The following is an 18,575-nucleotide window of genomic DNA, read 5'->3' as shown; positions in this document are numbered from 1 at the left end:
TCCCAAACAATTTCGGAAAATTCCATATTTTTTAAGCTTCTTTAGTAATTATTATTTTATTAAAATCATATAAAGTATATTTTAAAAATTCCTGCTAAAATTAGTATAATTTATGCAAAACTAGAATTTTTTCTAAGCTTTTACAGGACTAAATAGATGAATACTGAAATGTCATTAAAAAATAAAGTAATACTTACTTTAACTTGTTATCTTTGCTATTTCTACACAGCTAATGTGATCTTAGTTACAGGCGCAGTAATGAAACCTCTATCAGAATATTTTGATAATAGTAATATTGGTTTTGCTTTCACTTTTATTAATGTTGCTATGTGGTTTGCAATATTTATAATTGGTTTTCTAATGATACGATTCTCTATTAAACTACTTTTAATAATAGCTGTTATTATTGGAGTTTTATCTTCATTAATAACATACATATCACCATCTATGTTTACCTTAAAAATATTACTAACTTGTGTAGGACTTACAGGTGGTTTGTTCATGGCTATTGCAAGCTACATGATTGTTCATATATATAATGATCATAAAGTTAGAGCAATGAATGTAATCTTCACTGATTTCTTTTTTAGTTTTGGTGGTGCAATAATTCCAATATTTGCAGCTTATCTTATCACCCAAAATTTTGAATGGTACACTATATATGCTATTTTACAAATCACAGCTATTGCTATTTTAGTATTAGTTATCTTCTCAGATTTTACGATACTTAATAGACATAGCTGTGAGTCAAAAAAACAATCAAACTTAAATTTCTCTTCTTGGAGTTTCAGCTTATATTGTATAGCCTTTGCAGCATTCCTATTTCTACTAGCTCAACTAACAATGACAAGTTATGCTCAAACCTATTTCCAAGATATACTAGGCTGGGGAGCTATAGATGCAAATAAGCCTTTATCATATTTTTGGACAGCTCAATGTATAGGATTATTCCTTAGCCCATTAATTACTAGAAAAATTCCTTTAAAATTCATTCTTCCTTCTTTTATGGTCGTTTCAACAATATGTTTATGTTGCATAATCTATATACCTAATATAGATATAGTCCTAAGAGCTGCAATAGTCTTTGGTTTATTTAACTGTTACATATATGCAGGGTTATTAGCCTACGGAACATTCCAAATGGAAAACCCACCTCCAACTTTAATTACAACAATATTATTATTTGGAACAACTGGTACTGCATTATCAACAACCACTGGTGCATTTATTAATAAATATTTTGGCTTAGTAACTGTAATGCACGCTGTGGTATTTTTCTATTTAATATCTTTTATATTAATAGTGCTTGCTGTTATATATTCAAAAGAAAGTAAAACTGAAAACTTACCGGTCCACTAATAGTTCTTATACTATTTAAAATCATCAATTTTCTTAATAAATTATATAAATTCTTTTTAATATAAAGTTTAATATTTATAGGTTATATTTACACAAAATCTAATTCTAATTAAAAATAATATGAAAAAATATATAAATCAAAGCATGATATTCGGTGTATTGTTAGTAGCCATCCTTGCTGGAGTAGCTTACTACATTGCAAAAATCCCCGCTATTAAAGATCTAGGGATAAGTCCATTAATTATTGGGATACTATTAGGTATGGCTCTTACACATACTCCTGCTAGCAAAATAATCCATCATTGGAAAACCGGTGTTGTATTTAGTGCTAAAAAAATATTAAGATTTGCTATCATATTTTATGGATTCAATTTAACCTTCCAGTTGATTGCTTCTGTTGGTCTTGCAGGTCTTTCTGTTTCTATAATTATGTTAGTATCTACACTGATATTTGGAATACTACTTGGTACAAAAGTATTTGGTCTAGATAGAGATAGTGCTATCTTAGTTTCATCTGGAAGTGCTGTATGTGGTGCTGCTGCTGTTTTAGCAACGGAAGGTACATTAAAGTCTGAACCTTACAAAGCTGCTATGGCTGTTGGAACAGTTGTTCTTTTTGGGACTATCGCAATGTTTATGTACCCTATCCTAATGAAAGCTGGTTTACTTGGAACTATTACTGAACAACAATATGGTATATTTGCTGGAGGCTCTATTCATGAAGTTGCTCAAGTAGTTGCTGCTGGTAATGCTATTAGCAGTCATGCTGAAGAAGTCGCGGTAACTGTTAAAATGATTAGAGTAATGATGTTAGCTCCTATGCTTATTGTTATAGGAATATGGCTAACTCGAGTAGCTATTAAAAATAATCAAGCATCTCAAGATGTTTCTTCTCCATCTTTAATGAGTGTAATTCCATGGTTCGCTATTGGCTTCATACTAGTTGCTGGTTTTAACTCTTTAAATTTATTACCACAAACAACTGTTCACTCTATAGTTCAAGTTGACCAATTTTTATTAGCTATGGCAATGACTGCTCTAGGATTAGAAACTCATGTTTCAAAATTCATCCAAGCCGGTATAAAACCTTTATTATTAGCATTAATCCTATTTATCTGGTTAATATTAGGTGGCTTAGGAATAACATATTTAATTACTTCAATAATCTAAGCTTTTACTTATAAAACCTAAGATATTTTCTAATAAATAATGTATTATTACTAACCAATATAAGTCTTATTTATTTAAACTATGAAACCAATAGTTAATATTGTAACTACCGCAGCTAGAAAAGCAGGAAAAATCATAGTTCAAGCTCAAGCTAATATGGGCTCTGTTAAAGTTTCTCGTAAAGAAGATAATACACTGGTCTCAAATATTGATGTCGCTGTTGAACAACTTATTATAGATAGTATTAGAAAAGCTGGATTTGATGATTTTTTTATAACTGAAGAAACAGGTGAGTTTGGTAATAAAGATAGTAGATTCACATGGATAATTGATCCTATTGATGGCACTAATAACTTTGTTCATGGATTACCACAATGCTGTATATCTATAGGCCTTAAAAAAGATGATGAAATAATTCTTGGTGTAATTTATAATCCTTTCTTAGATCTTATGTTTACAGCATATAAAGGTATGGGTGCTCAATTAAATGGACAAAAAATTAGAGTCTCCGACAGACCGGATATGACAGGAGCTTTACTATCTGTATCACTAAAATACTCAAGAAAAACTTTTGATGATTCATATCTTATTGAATTAGTAAAGTTGCATAAAGTTATTGCTGGATATAGATATTCTGGAAGTATCGCTATGGATCTAGCATATGTTGCAGCTGGTTATTTAGATGGTTTATGGACAGCTACTAAAATTAAAATATGGGATATTGCAGCTGGATACATCATAGCAAAAGAAGCTGGTGCTATTGTTACTGATATTACTGGGAAAAGTGATATAGAAAATGCAGAGTTTATAATTGCTGCTAACAAAAAAATCCAACCTAAGATTGCTAAAACTTTAGCGAAGCATATTAAAAAATAATGAATACACGAGCAATCGCTTGTGAATATATCTTAGATATTCTAGCGAAGAAAAATACTTTACTTACTTTAGATAAAAAGCTAAAAAAACTAGATCTAGATTCTCAAGACAGTTCTTTTATAAAAGCGCTATGTTACGACTTTTTTAGGAATTACTTTTCTTTAGAAAAAATAGTTAATAAATATATTTCAAATAAAACCAAAATCAATGTAAAAATACTTATAATGCTTGGGACATTACAACTTTTAGAAATGTCTCAACCTAATTATGCTGCAATAAATGAAACTGTAAATGCTTGTAAAAAACTTAAAATAACTTGGGCAACTAAATTGGTAAATGCTATTTTAAGGCAAATATTAAGAGATTTTGAGATAGTAAAACGAGATTTCTTAGAATATAAAAAGACTGATTTACCTGAATGGCTTTGTAGTAAAATAAAATCTCAATATCCTAATGATTATCAAGAGATACTTATTCAAAGTAATAAAAAAGCTCCTATGTTTATAAGGCTTAACAACCAAAAAAATAAACAAGAAGTTATGAATTTCCTAAATCAAAATAATATATCTTTTCAACAAACCTCTTTAACAGATTGTATAAGGCTTGACACTCCCTTAAGTGTTGAAAACAATGATCTTTTTAATAAAGGTTACTTTACTATTCAAGACATATCCGCTCAATATGCTGGTCATATAATTAATCCTCACAATGAAGAAAGAATCCTTGATGCTTGTGCAGCTCCAGGAGGAAAAACAACTCATCTGTTAGAAATAAATCCAAATATTTATTTAACTGCTATAGATATTATTGACTCTAGATTGCAGCTACTAAAAGATAATATTTCTCGAGCTTCTAATAGTAAAGTAGAAATAAAAAAGCATGATTTAACTCAAAAATTATCAGGAAGCTTTGACAAAATTATATTAGATGCTCCTTGTAGTGCTATAGGTGTAATAAGAAGAAATCCTGATATTAAAATATCTAGATCTTCTGAAGATGTAAAAAATATTTTAGGTATCCAAAGCAGAATACTTCAAAACCTATGGGGTAACTTAAAGCCTAATGGATATTTACTTTATATAACCTGCTCAATTCTTGAAGAAGAAAATGAAAAACAAATAGAAAATTTTTTACAGTTAACTCCAGATGCCCAAATAGAAAATATAAATATTTTATCTGAATATAAAAGGAAATTTGGTTACCAAATATTACCGTCAGAAAATCAAGGAGATGGATTTTATTATTGTTTAATCCATAGAGTCTAATTTATTCAATATATCCTCTATTTTACCAGAAATTCTTAAGTGACATACAGGATATAAACGTCCAAAGATATCCTTATCAGACTTCTCGACCACTTCAAACCCATAATTAGAATAAAACGCTAAAGCATGCATATTTTGTTGGTGCACATCAACGCATACAGCTCCATGATTTTTTAGAGCATGAACTAATAACTTTTTACCATGTCCATGTCCAAAAGTTGCAGGATCAACAAATAGAAATTCTATTTTATCTCCTATAATTCCTGAGAAACTAACGATTTTATCATTATCATCTCTTAATACATAATAAGCAATTTCTGGATTAGTGAAATATTTTTCTCTAATGATTTTTTTAAGGCTAGCTATCTCTTTCATAGTTAAAAAATCGTATGTACTAGCAACAGAATCTTCCCATAAATCAGCCATACGATCGTAATCTTTTTGTGTTGCTTTTTTGATAACCATACTAGCCTCCTCTCATCAAACGTCTAGAAAATAGATTTTTATAATTTTATGTTGTTATTATACACTAAGGCTAACCTTTAACAAGACAAACCCAAGTGTTAAGGTATTCTAGCTTAGAAAAAACTTTTTTTTAAACTTTTTATCTAGCGATAAATTATTTGGATGCGAGCCTTCCTTACCTTGAGGCACATCTAAACCATGATTAGAATATAGATCTAACCAATATTTTGAAACTTCTTGTTGCCCTTCTTCTATGTAATTTAACTGATGCTTATCAAAAAATGATTTTCCATAGTTCGCCTGCTTAAAAACTTCATGCATTAATTGCGAACAATAATATTTACCTTCGGCATCTGGTAGAAAAAGAGAATTATACTCAGCACCAATGAATTTCTTAGCATTAATAATAACACTATCTAAAATCTCTGCTAATAATGAAGTTCTTGCTATTAGATTTCTTTTATCATTATATTTACTTATATCAGTTAATATAACTCCTCTTTCTGCAACAGCCTCTATTATCTGATTATCTCCTATATATAAACTACAATGATAATAACTATATCCACCATAACCTTTCGATAAGGAACTAATATTTTCCTCGGCAGGATCTATCGTAAAAATCACATCCCCTTTTCTAAGCATTAACTAATTCCATATGTAAAATTGGAAAAGGATTACCTTGACTATCTAATGGTGAGCGACTTTTAACTTTAAAACCATATTTTTCATAAAACCTTAAAGCTCTTGGATTTTGTTCATTGACATCAACTTTTGTACAGTTTTTATTTTTTATTGCATGTTTCAATAAAAGCTGCCCAATACCCTTTCCAAAAAACTCTGGAGATATAAAAAGCATCTCAATATTATTACCTTCTGTACCAAGAAAACCTATTACTTTATTATCATTTTTCAATACTTCTATAGAAAGTTCTTGTATGTAAAAATATTCTGATCTGATGAGTTTTCTCAGCTTACTTATATCTTTAATTGTTAAAAATTCATGTGTTGTTTCAACAGAAGCTTGCCATAGATCTATCATCTCATCAAAATCTTTTTCTTGTGCTTTCTCTAACTTCACTTAAGTAACTCCTCAAGCCTATCTTCGAGCACAATCTCAACACCAAAACTTTGTGCTTTTTCTAATTTGCTCCCAGCATTATCCCCACAAACTAGGATATCTGTCTTTTTTGAAACACTACTAGTTACTTTTGCTCCCATTGATTTTAAGAGCTGTGTTAAGTTATCCCTATTATATTTTTCAAATGTGCCAGTTATCACTATAGTTTTATCTGTAAATACACTATTCTCAATCTGCTTAATAATCGCTTGCTCTTGTATTTGCACTTCAGCACTCAATAGGCTTTCAACTATATTTATATTTAAAGTATCTTGCCAAAAACTAACTATATTATTAGCTATAATTTCACCAATATCATTTATTTGAATAAGATCATCATAACCTGCCTGCCTAAAAGCATTTAATGTTCCAAAATGTTGCGCTAAAGATTCTGAAGAAACCTCTCCAACATCTCTTATACCAAGTGAATAAATAAATTTTGCTAATGTTGGACTCTTACTTTTTTCTATAGAGTCCAAAACATTTTGTGATGATTTAGAACCCATCCTTTCTAAAGAACAAAGTTCTTGATACGTTAACTTATAAATATCTGCTGGATACTTAATTAAATCAACCTCGACTAGCTGTTCAATTATCTTAGCTCCAAGTTTATCAATATCCATAGCTTTTCTAGAAACAAAGTGCTTAAGTCTTTCTGAAGTTTGAGCTTTACAATGCCAACCTCCAGTACATCTATATACTACTTGATCATTTACATTCTCAACAGCTGAACCACAAACTGGACACTCTTTTACCATTTCAATAAGAGTGGCTTTGGGATTTCTATATTCAGGTAAATATCTGACAACTTCAGGAATAACATCCCCAGCTCTACGAACAATGACCCTATCTGTTACACGAATATCTTTCCGTCTAATCTCACTTATATTGTGTAATGTTGCGTTTGATACTATAACACCCCCAACAGCTACTGGTTTTAACCTAGCAACAGGGGTTATAGCACCTGTTCTACCCACCTGAAATTCAATATTTAAAACTTCAGATTCAACCTCTTCGGCTGGAAATTTATAAGCCACAGCCCATTTAGGCGCTCTAGCTACATATCCAATAGCATCCTGTAATGAAATATCATTTATTTTAAAAACCAGACCGTCAATATCATATGCTAAATCTGCTCTCTTATGACTCATCGCTTTATGATATTTTTCTATATCAGAAAAGCTTTTTGCTAAAAACACGTCTTCACTAATAGTAAAACCTATTTCTTTGAGATAACTCATTAGCTGAAATTGAGTTTTTGGATGATTAAAATCATCAGTGAAATAACCAACTCCATAACAATACAGCTTTAGAGGTCTTTTAGCTACAATTTTTGAGTCAAGCATCCTAATACTACCTGCTGCTGCATTTCTTGGATTAGCAAAAGGTTTATGACCACTTTCAACAACTTGATTATTTAGTGCTAAAAAACTCTTTTTATCAAGAATAATTTCCCCTCTAACTTCTAACTCTTCTGGAGGATTTTCGAGGTTTAAAACTAAAGGAATATTTCTAATAGTTTTGACATTCTCTGAAACGTTCTCCCCTTGAACACCATCGCCCCTAGTAACTGCATAATCAAACTGCCCATGCTTATAGAAAATACTAATAGCTAAGCCATCCATTTTTGGCTCACACTCAAATTCTATATTTTCATATTCAATCTTATTACAGAAGCTTTCTAACTCATCTAAACTAAAAACATTAGATAAAGAAAGCATTTTCTTTTTATGCTTTATAGTTTCAAAACCAGAAAGAATTTCTCCACCAACTCTATCTAATACAGAATTTTTTGGTCTTAATTCAGGATTTTGATCTACCAAATCATTTAATAAAGCAAATAATCTATCATAATCACCATCAGATATTTCAGGTTTATCTAACGTATGATATAAATAGCTATGATGCATTAAATAATCAGCAAGTTTAGTAATTTCTGCCTGTAGATTAGTTTTATTTAATTTTGAGTAATCTTTTTGTAAAAATTCTGAATTCATATGAAAATTATTTTTTAACTTCTTCGTTATAAAGTCTTTTTATTTCTGTAATATATGATTTTATACCATCTTCTAGAGAATAGTTTGGCTGATAGCCTAAATTCTTTTGAGTTTCTGAGATATCTGCTTGAGTATAGAATTGATAACTTCCTACAAATGGATTAGGTATATATTCTTTACCTTTATCAATCTCTAGTTCTTTCTGTAATATATTAACTATATCCTCAAAACTTCTAGCTTTACCAGTACCAACATTATAAACCCCACTTTGCTTCGGTTCTGTAGCTCTAATATTTGCCTGTATAATATCTTCAATATAAATAAAGTCTCTAAGAATCTTATCACTTCCTTCAAATAGCTTTGGTTTATCTCCTTTTAATATTTGATGTCCAAATTGAACAACTGTAGAGGCTGTTTTATTCTTATAATATTCACGTGGGCCGTATACATTAAAATATCTCAAACCAACTATAGATATATCCAATTCTTTCTTTATATAGTTATATGAAATATTGTCCATCATCACTTTTGAGAAACCGTAAGCATTATTTGGTAATTCGTAACCTATTTCAAACTTATCATTTCCTCCATAAGTTGCAGCACTTGAAGCATAAATCATATTAGCTCCATGCTTAATAGCCATTTGTAATAATCTTTCATACGCATTTACATTCGTTTGGATCATTAGATCTTGCTCATTAACTGTGGTATCAGAAATTGCTGCCTGATGAAATATATAATCAAATTTATAATTATCTTCTAATTGTTTAATGATTTTTTCATCATTAATATCACCACTTATTACAACTCCTTTAAAACCAATAAGATTTTTAAAATGACCAAAGCTTTTTAAATTACCATTTGAAAAAGTTTCACCATTTCTAAACTTATCTAAAACAACTACTTCTGCTTCTGGATAATTTTTTTGAAAATAAAAAGCCAAGTTACTACCTATAAAACCAGCTCCGCCTGTTATTAAAATACTAGAGTCATTAAAATTAATATTTGTATATTTCATTACTTTTCCTTTCTCTTAATCATCTTAATAATTTTAAAACATATTATTAAATTTCTTTCTTTCCCAAGAATAATATAAATAATTAACTTTTGAATACAACGGCTTATCATTTATTAAAGTACTTTCTTTATTATCCTTATATATGCTTAAATATTTTGCTAAATCCATTGGAGATGACATTTTATAACTATCAATATCTTTAGTATTAATTTTTAGAGTCGCTTTTAATACATCTTTTTTATCAAATTTATAACTATCTTTATCTGATGATGAGTATTCTTGAGCTGTTACTCCATCTGGTAAAGTATAAACCTTAACATTAAGATCAATGTACTTAAAATTATAACTATTTACATATTTACCAAGCTGATAAACATATATTAATAAGTTCACAACATTTTGTGGCGTTATTTTCATATTAATACTAATTTCAGCACCAAATGATAAAGCATTCTTTTTATTGCTTGATAATGCTTTCTCATAATCTTTTAGAGTGTCATAGCTTATAGGATCTGGTTCTCCTCCAGATATGTCTCCATACCCAAACCAATCGTTAGATATTTTATCTATATATGGCTCCACCATCCATTTTGTAACTTTATCATTACTAACACTTTCATTGTACGTATCAAAAGTTACATTGTTAGTATTTTTGTCTACTTTTGTATAAAAGCTTATATCAGGATTATCAGTTTCATAAAACTCAATCTTATATGCATTATCAAGTGGTATATACTTAACATCTTTTACTGTAAATTTTTGATGATATACATCTTCAAGTTGTTGTTTAACTCGTTGAGCAACTTCATCCATCTTGCCCTTAGAAACTGTAGAGCATGAAACTAATATACTTAAGATAAAAACTAATGAAAAAAATTTAGTTCCAAAGAGCCTCATCCTAACTCCTCTTTGTTTTCTTATTCTAGATACTATTATAAGTGAATTTAAAAATAAGTTCTTTTATTTATGCCTTTTGTTTACTCTTAATTATATATTTGTAAGTAGTTCTTATACTTCCATCAAACCATGCAACTAAAGACGTAAAGGGAATTAAACAAGCAAATAAAAAAAACAAGAAGCCACTCAAATTACCTTGAATCATCGTAAAGTAAAGCATTTTCACTGTATTATCTCCCAGAATAGGCGATGTTATTAGAAAAAAGCCTGAAAAAATTGAAAGAAGAATAAATACCCCTTTAACCTTATTTATAACTAGAATAAGAAAAACTACCAACCCTATTTGATAAATTGGTGAATACATTATAAACGCTTCTAGGAGTCCAAAAGAACTAGAAAGAGAAACTATTATCATCCAGTTTATTAATATAAACGTACACAACATGAATACTAATAAATAATAATAAAATTTTTTATTCATTCTTCTTTTTCCCAACTTTAAAAAACATACTGTCTAAAATTTAATTACATTAACTGTTTTATACACATAATTCTATATTAGTTTTAAGCTAATAAAAATGCTTATACACATATATAGATATGCTGTTGGAACTAACTCTCAACTAACCTTCTCTAAGCTTTATACATCAATACTTCTATTTTTTATAAATTAGTTTGTAGTACAAAAAGTCGCATAACTAAAACTTCTTTTTATGATTTTATTTTACTTTACCTCTTAGTTTATATACTCCTTTAAAACCTAACATTTTTACAATTTATTCAGAATCTAAATAATAATCAAATAATTTATTTGAAATGATAATGATTATCATTTACAATGTCACAAATCATAAAACGATGATAATGATTATCATTTGCAAAAAAGTATTAAATAAATTCTATAAATAAAAAAGGAGAAGAGAAAAATGTCTCACACAAATACCCCTACTATGCATATTCTTAGCCGTTCAGATTTATCTGATATTGACCTTAAACCAGCAGAGGTAATTCGCCTTGTAGAAGAAGCTTATTTAACCTATGCTAACGAAGAGTCTCTATGCCCAACAAAGCTAATGATGGATCTTCCCAACAAACAAAGGGATGCTGTTTCTTATTCAATGCTTGGTTACGATGGCTCTCTAGAGAAGATTGGATTTAAGACATCTTATCGTCAAGGTAGTCAGAGCGCTGATAAATACTACACAACAATCAGCCTTTATGATGATACAACAGGACTACCATTTGCATTTATGGACTGTCATCGTATTGGTGGCTACCGTACACCTGCAACAACAGCGATTATTGCTAAGCATTGTGCCAAAGAGAATGCTGAATCAGCATTGATGGTTGGTACTGGTGCTCAAGGTATTAATACACTCTCATACCTTTTAACTGCAGTCCCTACACTTAAAACTCTTAGATTATTCGGCACGCATCCTGATGGGATTGCAGCTAGTCTTGCAACATTTGCTAAGCACTTCCCAGATCGTGAAATAGAGCTTATTGAGGATGTTCCAGCAGCTGTTGCTGAATCTGATATTATTGTAGCAGCTTCAGGACGAGCTGCTCACCCCAAGATTCAGACAAGCTGGTTAAAGCCTGGGGGCTTGCTAGTTTCAGTTGCTAGCAAAGGAGTAGCGAGTGGCGTCTTGCAAGACGTTGATTACGTTGTAGCAACAAATAAAATGCAAATGGGAGTTACTGGGAAGCGTCTGGCTGGCTCAGATAATGAAGCATCTATCGACTCTGAATTACCTGATATTGTGGCTGGTCGCAAATCAGGCAGAAATTCGCAACAAGATAAAGTATTTGCATTTTCAAGTGGCATGATAATCACAGATATCCCTGTTGCCAATGCTCTTGCGACTAGAGCAATTTCAGCAGGACGTGGTACACGAGTTAAACTATGGAGCTAACAATGAATTCAATGAATGCTCTACAACAGAACTGGGCTATTAATATTCAACAAAATACTACTCTACTTGATAACATTGCTAACATTATAAATGGACCCTTTCATATTGTTAATCCTGAGAGTTTTGCTGATAACTTGTTAGATTTTCAGAAGGTTCTTAAGAGCCATAATGTTGATGGGCAAGTTTACTTTGGTAAAAAAGCAAATAAAGCAGGGACATGGTTAACAGAAGTAGCAAAACTAAATGGTGCTGTAGATGTTGCGAGTATTCCAGAGTTTGTTCATGCTTTGAGTAAAGGCATTCAAGGAAAAAACATAGGCGTTACTGGCGCAGCCAAGAGTGATGAACTTTTATGGTTATCTGCTCGTCATGGAGCACTAGTTGCAATTGATGCTTTGGATGAGCTTGAGCGAGCAATTAAAATTGTTACTAATACAAATGATAAGTTAAGAATCCTACTACGAGTACTTCCACCAAATAGTCCTAATAGTCGTTTTGGACTTAATTTAAAGGATATTATTACCGCATTAGAGCACTGTAAGGATGCAAAGAATCATATTATTATGGAAGGCTTTTCCTTTCATTTAGATGGTTATTTAGTAGAACCTCGCGTAGAAATGGCTTCTAAGCTAATTGATTGGTGCATGAAAGCTAGAGAATATGGTTTTCCTAGCTCATCAATATCTATTGGCGGTGGTTTTGCTTGTAGTTATGTTGAAGAAGAAGACTGGCATAGCTTTAAAGCAACTCTCAATCCTGACCAATTTCATGCAGGAAAGACTTTTAGTCATTTTTATCCTTATTATCAGTCACCAACAGGCGCAGATATGCTAAATGCAATTCTAGAATCATCGGTTGGAGATGTTAGCTTAGCAAGCAAGCTAATTGACACACAAATTCAATTATATCTTGAGCCAGGTAGAGCACTTTTAGATGGTGCTGGAATGTCAGTTTTCCCAATCCAAGGCTTCAAGAAAAATGATGAACATGGCATTGTGACTGTTGCTGGACTTAGTATGAGCTTGTCTGAGCAATGGAAAAATAGTGAGTTTTTACCCTCTCCTATTTTGATACAACGTGGCCCTTCTCGCCCGCAGAATCCTATTAGTGTAATGATTGGTGGATCTAGCTGCATGGAATATGATGTGTTGACTTGGCGTAAAATAAGGTTTCCTGCCGTTCCAAGATACGGTGATTTAATCATCTATCCAAATACCGCTGGCTATCAAATGGATAAAAATGAGAGTGAGTTCCATCAACTCCCTCTACCACCAAAGATCGTTGTTACTCAGCAAAACGGAGAATTTTTTTGGAGGATAGACTAATGATTTCTGAATATAAAACTGAAAAAGAAAAAATTATAACAGAGTTTTCTGAACTTATAGGAAGGACTCCATTATATGAACTTGCTCGTACTGGCTGTGGTAGTCGATTACTGTTAAAACTAGAACAATTTAACCCTACAGGTTCTTGTAAAGTCCGAATGGCTCGAGAGATGATTCTAGCAGCAGAACGTGATGGTAGACTAAAACCAGGCGGACATATTGTTGAACCCACATCTGGAAACACTGGCACAGGGCTTGCATTTATTGCTATTGAACGCGGATATAAATATACAGCTATTGTTGATAATCATGCTTCACGCGACAAGCTTCTTGCGATGAAAGCTTTAGGTGCTAATTTAATTTTTGTTGAGGGTGGAACTGATAAACCAAGCACTATTAAACGACGTCAAATGGCAGAAGAGATTGCCAAATCTACAGGCGCATTCTGGCCAGATCAACACTATAACCCAAATAATAATAAAGGTTATACTGGCATTGCTAATGAATTATTAAATGATTTGGATACAGATGTTGATTATTTGATAGGTGCGGTTGGTACAGGTGGTACTATGTGTGGAACTGTTAAAGAGTTACGCAATTTGGGTTCCAAAGTGACTAGTATTGGTGTTGAGCCAGTTGGATCTATTATATTTGGAGGTAAGCCAGGCAAATATTGGCAAACTGGAGCTGGTGCACCAGAAGGGTTTACTGTCGGTATAAACGTTGATCACTCATTAATTGATGAGGGGTTAACTGTCAGTGACATAAATGCCTTCAATACCGCTCGTGTTGTTGCATACCGCACAGGTATCCTTGTTGGTGGCACATCTGGAGCAGCAATTCATGTAGCACTTAAACGACTAATGCTTGTCGAACCAAATAGTACTATCGTGGTATTAGTATGTGACGCTGGGGAAAAATATCTAGATACTATTTACAATGATGAGTGGTTACGCGAACGTAATTTATTAAGTGAATCAACTCAACTATCTGTCCATCAACTTTTTGATGCTTATAAGGACTCTATACTCCTTGCGTCTAGAAATATCGCGGCCTAAACTCATGATGCTTAAACAATATCGAGAAATTATAACCCTTGCAACACCTATCATAGCGCTTCAGTTAGCTCAGGTAGCACTTACTAGTACAGACCTTTTAATGCTGGGACTAATCAGTATAGAAGCTATTGCAGCTGGAGGGCTTGCTCTAGTACTTTACAACCAAATCAGAACAATGTGTGTAGGTATGGTGACAGGGCTTGGCAATCTTGTCGCAGTAGCAGTTGGTAAGGGAGAAACTAGGACTAATAGTAATAATCTTGATGATGAAGCTATCGAAGAAGTGCGGGATTTGATAAGATCTGGACTGTTTTTGGCAACAGTTACAGCTATTATTGCAGTTGTATTTATTAGCATACTAACTAACCTCCTTGTCTACTTTGGACAAAGCGAAATCATTACTGCTCTAGCTAAGCCAATGATGCTTGCATTAGCGCCAGGCCTTTTACCCATGCTATGGCTTAATGTCTTAAGACAGTTTGCCGTTGGTATGCGCCGCGCAGGTTCTTTGTTATTTGTCACTTTGATTTCAGTTGCATTTAATGCTATTTTGAATTTGACTTTTATTTATGGTTGGCTTGGATTACCACGCCTTGAGCTTGTTGGTATAGGCTTAGCAACTACAATAGTTAATTTTTGTATCTTTTTCGTTTATCTTCGAACTGTAATGCTTGATCAAATTCTCAATAAACTCATTTCCCTAAATTTATTTAGAGCTAAACAAGAAACAGTTATACATCTCGCTAGAATGGGTATGCCAATCTCATTAACTTATGGTTCAGAAGCGGCAATTACTTCTATAGCTACTATTTTCATGGGCATATTTGGACCAATAGCATTAGCTGCATCAAATATTGTTAATCAGCTGGCATATATCGTTTATCAGCTTAATATTGGTCTGTCACATGGTTCTTCTATTTTAGTAAGTCGCGCCATAGGAAAAGGTGAAGAAAATAAAATTAGTGGGATAGCTTTACGTAGTTTTACTATTAGCTTCACTATCATGGCTATTATTGCTGTCTTTTACATTGCTACTCCAAACCTTATACTTTTACCATTTCTTGGCGGAGATAAAGCCGACTCTGCTGTTCTTGCGATAGCAACAAGCCTTCTATGGTTTGCTATTGCACACCAGTATTTCAAAGGTTCACAAAATATACTTATTGGTTTGTTACGTGGTCTTGGTAATACAAAAGCTGGATTCAATACTACAATTGTTGGCTATTGGGTGATTGGTATTCCAACAATGGGAGCTTGTGGCTATTGGTTAGCTTGGGGAAGTTATGGTATCTGGTTTGGTCTTTGTATTGGCTTTGCAGTTACAAGTATGTTGCTAGTTTGGTGCTTTGTAGGATTGCTGAAATCCAGAAGTCGGTAAATATTTTTTCTTAAGGTGTAATAATGAAATATGATTTTTGGATTAGGCAAGCCCATAAAACTTTAGGATTTTTTATAATTATGCAGTTTTCCTTTGGAATGGTCGCTTATTATATATCTTTACCAGGCTGGCTAGTAGATTTGCATAGATCTTTTGGCTATGTAGCATTGATACTTGTTATATTTCTTATAGTCGTAAGATTTATTAAACCAAATGTTCCTTATAACCCACCATTATCTATTTTAAACTACATACTCGCAAAGATAGTTCATTTTGGATTATATATAAGTGTACTTGGCATGTCTTTAACCGGTATTGTTGCCTCCATATTTTCTGCTCATGAAAGAAAGATTTTTTATTTAATACCACTTCCTCAGATTCCTAACCATGTTGAGCTATCAAAATACATTTTTAGTTTCCATAGCTTTTTTGCATATATGTTGGCTATATGTTTTACCTTGCATCTATTAGCTGTTGTATATCATAAGGTGATTTTGAGAAATAGCATTTTATCTAGGATGTGGTAGTGATAATGCTTAAAAATAATATTGTTTTTACAAAGGTCATTAATTTAGGGGATATTAAATATGTTAACTTTTAGTCTTAAAAAAATATCTGATCTTATTCCATCAGAAAAAATATCCGAAGAAGCTGCTAATAATTTATATCAAGAGATTTTAGATAATCGAATATGGAAGGTTCCTATACTGGTTGATATCAGTACAAATATAATACTAGATGGTCACCATAGATTTTCAGTTGCTAAAAGACTCGGACTTAAATATATACCATGTATATTAGTTGATTTTAACTCTTCCCTCGTATCTGTAACCTCATGGAAAACAAGAGAAAAACTTTGTAAAAGTATGATCTTAGATAGAGCTTTCACAGGCGACTTATTTGACTATAAAACTACAAAAAATATTTTACATACTAATCTAGATCTTAGGAGTAATATACCTCTCGATATACTTTAAAATAAACGTTCAGCTTTATTTCATTTTGATAATCTCAAAATGAAATAAAAGTTTGAAAATTCATTATCAACTATATGAAATACCGGGACCGGAATTAATGTATATAGATAAAACGCTTATTTTATAATCACTTCAATCACAAGTATAATTTTGAGTATGTACTTTAATGAATGTGACCCCTATTTTTGATCTGTTTTATTATTACCGAGTAACTAGATTTGTCTTTTTTACAAACCACTACAAAGAGCTTTAATTACACTTATACTATAATGGCCTAAAACGTAAGTATAAATATCATGCGTTATTCAAATACGGGTTCACTTTTGTATAATATATATAAATGATCATGAATATCATTTCCAAAAACATATTCTATGTATTTAATATATCTAATACGTTCTTCCTTGTATTTTTCTTTTATTTGTCGTAATTTTTTCATAATATTTCTTATACTTGGAATTTCCTCAAAAATATAACATGGCTTATCTAACAACATACTTGATGTAAATAATTTAGATATGGATTGTGGAACCTGAATATTATTGATATTGACACTAGAATTAAATGTTTGCTTTCGTATTACTGCAAGATATTTTAAATATTTCATAGTTTGGTTACTTATTTCTAATTGCCATTTATGATTATCTAAGTTTTTTAGTTCTAAAATTGAGACAGCTATAGATTCTAATATTCGTTCTTTATAATTAGAATTAAATGTCAAGAAAGATATATTATTTTTTGCTCTATTCATAAATGCATAAAGTTCTTGTTGAATTATATATTTCTTAGCATGAGATACTTGAAGGTGTTCAGTTTTAAATATTCTATCTTTATTAACTGAACGAAAGTTTCTTTGTATAGAGAGTATACTTTTATAAAATTTATCACTATTAATTTCACCATATTTATGTATATATTCATCTTCTTTTTTATGAATGTTGTCAACATATCTAGCATATATATCAAATGATGGCGTTGGTAATTGATCTGCTATAAATCTTAACCCCATCCCCTCTCTCATTCCAATTCTCTCATAAAATGGCGCTGCTGCGAATGTTGCTTTTAACATAAAATGATCATGATGTTTCACTATAAGCATAGAATATGCTGTTAATAAAATACTTCCAATATGATTAGCAAAGGGTTCAAAGTTATATTTTTCTCTGTTTCTCTTATCAATAGAAGAGCAGCTTTCTAAGAATAGAACTTCATTGGCTTTAAATGTTAACTTTCCTAATAGGTACCCTGACTCTTTCTGAGAATCTTTATGTATTGCTATAATTACACTCTCACTATGACTTGCGTAACTATATGGACTATCTTTTAAGATCTTAATATCATTTTTTAGTAACTTCTGATATTGCTCTATTTGTCCATGCATTATATTAAAATTTTGCATTATTTTAGGTTGCTTACCATCATGGCATATATATAAAGATACATTTTTCATTTCTAAATATTTATAGAAATAAAAATCATTATTCATATGAGCAAGAATAGGATTGAGCCACATAATATAACTATGCTATAAATTGATTTGTTTGACCTATAATACCTTAAGGCAACAACAATTTAAAATCATCTACAGGTTTATGGTTACATTTAAAACTCTTATATTAATGGCGTTTTATTTCCCTTTATTATAAGCGGACAAAACCCTAGCCAAAACCTTAGTATGTTTTCCTTTTTTATGGAATCCTAGAAATCATGGTTAGAATTCTTTTACCCTTGTGTAAACCTTGATATTTTTCTTT

18 protein-coding genes are annotated in these 18,575 nt (G+C 31.4%); 10 read left to right on the top strand and 8 right to left on the bottom strand.

What is annotated here, in order from left to right:
- Positions 1-156: 156 nt before the first annotated feature.
- From tsgA to rsmB, 4 genes are all read left to right on the top strand, one after another.
- Entirely contained in the window at positions 157-1,359 is a 1,203-nt protein-coding gene (gene tsgA, locus KX01_RS04655) for an MFS transporter TsgA (RefSeq protein ID WP_071663878.1), read from the top strand.
- 120 nt (positions 1,360-1,479) lie between these two features.
- Entirely contained in the window at positions 1,480-2,529 is a 1,050-nt protein-coding gene (locus tag KX01_RS04650; RefSeq protein ID WP_071663877.1) for a YeiH family protein, read from the top strand.
- 81 nt (positions 2,530-2,610) lie between these two features.
- Positions 2,611-3,405 (top strand): inositol monophosphatase family protein, encoded by a 795-nt coding sequence (locus KX01_RS04645; protein WP_071663876.1) that lies wholly within the window; start codon positions 2,611-2,613, stop codon positions 3,403-3,405.
- Positions 3,405-4,670 carry a 16S rRNA (cytosine(967)-C(5))-methyltransferase RsmB gene (gene rsmB / locus KX01_RS04640; protein WP_071663875.1) on the top strand — a complete coding sequence of 422 codons (1,266 nt, stop codon included), beginning with the start codon at positions 3,405-3,407 and terminating at the stop codon, positions 4,668-4,670. Before KX01_RS04645 ends, rsmB begins: the two co-directional genes overlap by 1 nt.
- Here rsmB and KX01_RS04635 read toward each other — a convergent pair.
- From KX01_RS04635 to KX01_RS04605, 7 genes are all read right to left on the bottom strand, one after another.
- Positions 4,653-5,135 (bottom strand): GNAT family N-acetyltransferase, encoded by a 483-nt coding sequence (locus KX01_RS04635; RefSeq protein WP_071663874.1) that lies wholly within the window; start codon positions 5,133-5,135, stop codon positions 4,653-4,655. The two genes, rsmB and KX01_RS04635, sit on opposite strands and share 18 nt — an antisense overlap.
- Positions 5,136-5,243: 108 nt before the next feature.
- The gene (locus KX01_RS04630) at positions 5,244-5,780 is read right to left on the bottom strand and encodes a YiiX/YebB-like N1pC/P60 family cysteine hydrolase (protein WP_071663873.1); all 537 of its coding nucleotides are present in this window, start codon (positions 5,778-5,780) and stop codon (positions 5,244-5,246) included.
- Positions 5,773-6,216, bottom strand: a complete 444-nt coding sequence (locus KX01_RS04625) for a GNAT family N-acetyltransferase (protein WP_071663872.1) — start codon at positions 6,214-6,216, stop codon at positions 5,773-5,775. The genes KX01_RS04630 and KX01_RS04625 overlap by 8 nt, the downstream gene beginning before the upstream one ends.
- Complete coding sequence (gene ligA / locus KX01_RS04620) at positions 6,213-8,252, bottom strand: NAD-dependent DNA ligase LigA (RefSeq protein WP_071663871.1); 2,040 nt, start codon at positions 8,250-8,252, stop codon at positions 6,213-6,215. The genes KX01_RS04625 and ligA overlap by 4 nt, the downstream gene beginning before the upstream one ends.
- A gap of 7 nt (positions 8,253-8,259) precedes the next feature.
- Positions 8,260-9,270 carry an ADP-glyceromanno-heptose 6-epimerase gene (gene rfaD / locus KX01_RS04615; RefSeq protein ID WP_071663870.1) on the bottom strand — a complete coding sequence of 337 codons (1,011 nt, stop codon included), beginning with the start codon at positions 9,268-9,270 and terminating at the stop codon, positions 8,260-8,262.
- 33 nt (positions 9,271-9,303) lie between these two features.
- Entirely contained in the window at positions 9,304-10,167 is an 864-nt protein-coding gene (locus KX01_RS04610; RefSeq protein WP_071663869.1) for a hypothetical protein, read from the bottom strand.
- A 67-nt stretch (positions 10,168-10,234) separates the two neighbouring features.
- Positions 10,235-10,648: a hypothetical protein gene (locus KX01_RS04605; RefSeq protein ID WP_156860376.1), complete on the bottom strand. Its 414-nt coding sequence runs from the start codon at positions 10,646-10,648 to the stop codon at positions 10,235-10,237.
- A 445-nt stretch (positions 10,649-11,093) separates the two neighbouring features.
- Between KX01_RS04605 and KX01_RS04600 the strand changes: the two genes are divergently transcribed.
- From KX01_RS04600 to KX01_RS04575, 6 genes are read left to right on the top strand one after another with little or no spacing between them, the layout of a single operon-like run.
- Positions 11,094-12,083 carry an ornithine cyclodeaminase gene (locus KX01_RS04600; protein WP_071663867.1) on the top strand — a complete coding sequence of 330 codons (990 nt, stop codon included), beginning with the start codon at positions 11,094-11,096 and terminating at the stop codon, positions 12,081-12,083.
- A 2-nt stretch (positions 12,084-12,085) separates the two neighbouring features.
- On the top strand, positions 12,086-13,408 hold the full coding sequence (locus tag KX01_RS04595) for an alanine racemase (RefSeq protein WP_083578900.1): 1,323 nt from the start codon (positions 12,086-12,088) through the stop codon (positions 13,406-13,408).
- Positions 13,408-14,466 (top strand): PLP-dependent cysteine synthase family protein, encoded by a 1,059-nt coding sequence (locus KX01_RS04590; protein WP_071663865.1) that lies wholly within the window; start codon positions 13,408-13,410, stop codon positions 14,464-14,466. The genes KX01_RS04595 and KX01_RS04590 overlap by 1 nt, the downstream gene beginning before the upstream one ends.
- 4 nt (positions 14,467-14,470) lie before the next feature.
- On the top strand, positions 14,471-15,844 hold the full coding sequence (locus KX01_RS04585) for an MATE family efflux transporter (RefSeq protein ID WP_071663864.1): 1,374 nt from the start codon (positions 14,471-14,473) through the stop codon (positions 15,842-15,844).
- 23 nt (positions 15,845-15,867) lie between these two features.
- Positions 15,868-16,371, top strand: coding sequence for a cytochrome b (locus KX01_RS04580; protein WP_071663863.1), 504 nt, complete (start codon positions 15,868-15,870; stop codon positions 16,369-16,371).
- Between the two features lie 60 nt (positions 16,372-16,431).
- Complete coding sequence (locus KX01_RS04575; protein WP_071663862.1) at positions 16,432-16,821, top strand: ParB N-terminal domain-containing protein; 390 nt, start codon at positions 16,432-16,434, stop codon at positions 16,819-16,821.
- Between the two features lie 301 nt (positions 16,822-17,122).
- Here the strand turns inward: KX01_RS04575 and KX01_RS04570 are convergent, their stop codons facing one another.
- Complete coding sequence (locus KX01_RS04570; RefSeq protein WP_071663861.1) at positions 17,123-18,334, bottom strand: hypothetical protein; 1,212 nt, start codon at positions 18,332-18,334, stop codon at positions 17,123-17,125.
- Between the last annotated feature and the right edge of the window lie 241 nt (positions 18,335-18,575).

Source organism: Francisella frigiditurris, from assembly GCF_001880225.1.
Taxonomy (GTDB): domain Bacteria; phylum Pseudomonadota; class Gammaproteobacteria; order Francisellales; family Francisellaceae; genus Francisella; species Francisella frigiditurris.
This window is presented reverse-complemented; position numbering and strand designations above follow the sequence as displayed.

Bases quoted from the DNA above. Each gene is read 5' to 3' on its own strand.
- tsgA (WP_071663878.1), top strand. From the start codon at position 157: ATGAATACTGAAATGTCATTAAAAAATAAAGTAATACTTACTTTAACT.
- KX01_RS04650 (WP_071663877.1), top strand. From the start codon at position 1,480: ATGAAAAAATATATAAATCAAAGCATGATATTCGGTGTATTGTTAGTA.
- KX01_RS04645 (WP_071663876.1), top strand. From the start codon at position 2,611: ATGAAACCAATAGTTAATATTGTAACTACCGCAGCTAGAAAAGCAGGA.
- rsmB (WP_071663875.1), top strand. From the start codon at position 3,405: ATGAATACACGAGCAATCGCTTGTGAATATATCTTAGATATTCTAGCG.
- KX01_RS04635 (WP_071663874.1), bottom strand. From the start codon at position 5,135: ATGGTTATCAAAAAAGCAACACAAAAAGATTACGATCGTATGGCTGAT.
- KX01_RS04630 (WP_071663873.1), bottom strand. From the start codon at position 5,780: ATGCTTAGAAAAGGGGATGTGATTTTTACGATAGATCCTGCCGAGGAA.
- ligA (WP_071663871.1), bottom strand. From the start codon at position 8,252: ATGAATTCAGAATTTTTACAAAAAGATTACTCAAAATTAAATAAAACT.
- rfaD (WP_071663870.1), bottom strand. From the start codon at position 9,270: ATGAAATATACAAATATTAATTTTAATGACTCTAGTATTTTAATAACA.
- KX01_RS04610 (WP_071663869.1), bottom strand. From the start codon at position 10,167: ATGAGGCTCTTTGGAACTAAATTTTTTTCATTAGTTTTTATCTTAAGT.
- KX01_RS04605 (WP_156860376.1), bottom strand. From the start codon at position 10,648: ATGAATAAAAAATTTTATTATTATTTATTAGTATTCATGTTGTGTACG.
- KX01_RS04600 (WP_071663867.1), top strand. From the start codon at position 11,094: ATGTCTCACACAAATACCCCTACTATGCATATTCTTAGCCGTTCAGAT.
- KX01_RS04595 (WP_083578900.1), top strand. From the start codon at position 12,086: ATGAATTCAATGAATGCTCTACAACAGAACTGGGCTATTAATATTCAA.
- KX01_RS04590 (WP_071663865.1), top strand. From the start codon at position 13,408: ATGATTTCTGAATATAAAACTGAAAAAGAAAAAATTATAACAGAGTTT.
- KX01_RS04585 (WP_071663864.1), top strand. From the start codon at position 14,471: ATGATGCTTAAACAATATCGAGAAATTATAACCCTTGCAACACCTATC.
- KX01_RS04580 (WP_071663863.1), top strand. From the start codon at position 15,868: ATGAAATATGATTTTTGGATTAGGCAAGCCCATAAAACTTTAGGATTT.
- KX01_RS04575 (WP_071663862.1), top strand. From the start codon at position 16,432: ATGTTAACTTTTAGTCTTAAAAAAATATCTGATCTTATTCCATCAGAA.
- KX01_RS04570 (WP_071663861.1), bottom strand. From the start codon at position 18,334: ATGTGGCTCAATCCTATTCTTGCTCATATGAATAATGATTTTTATTTC.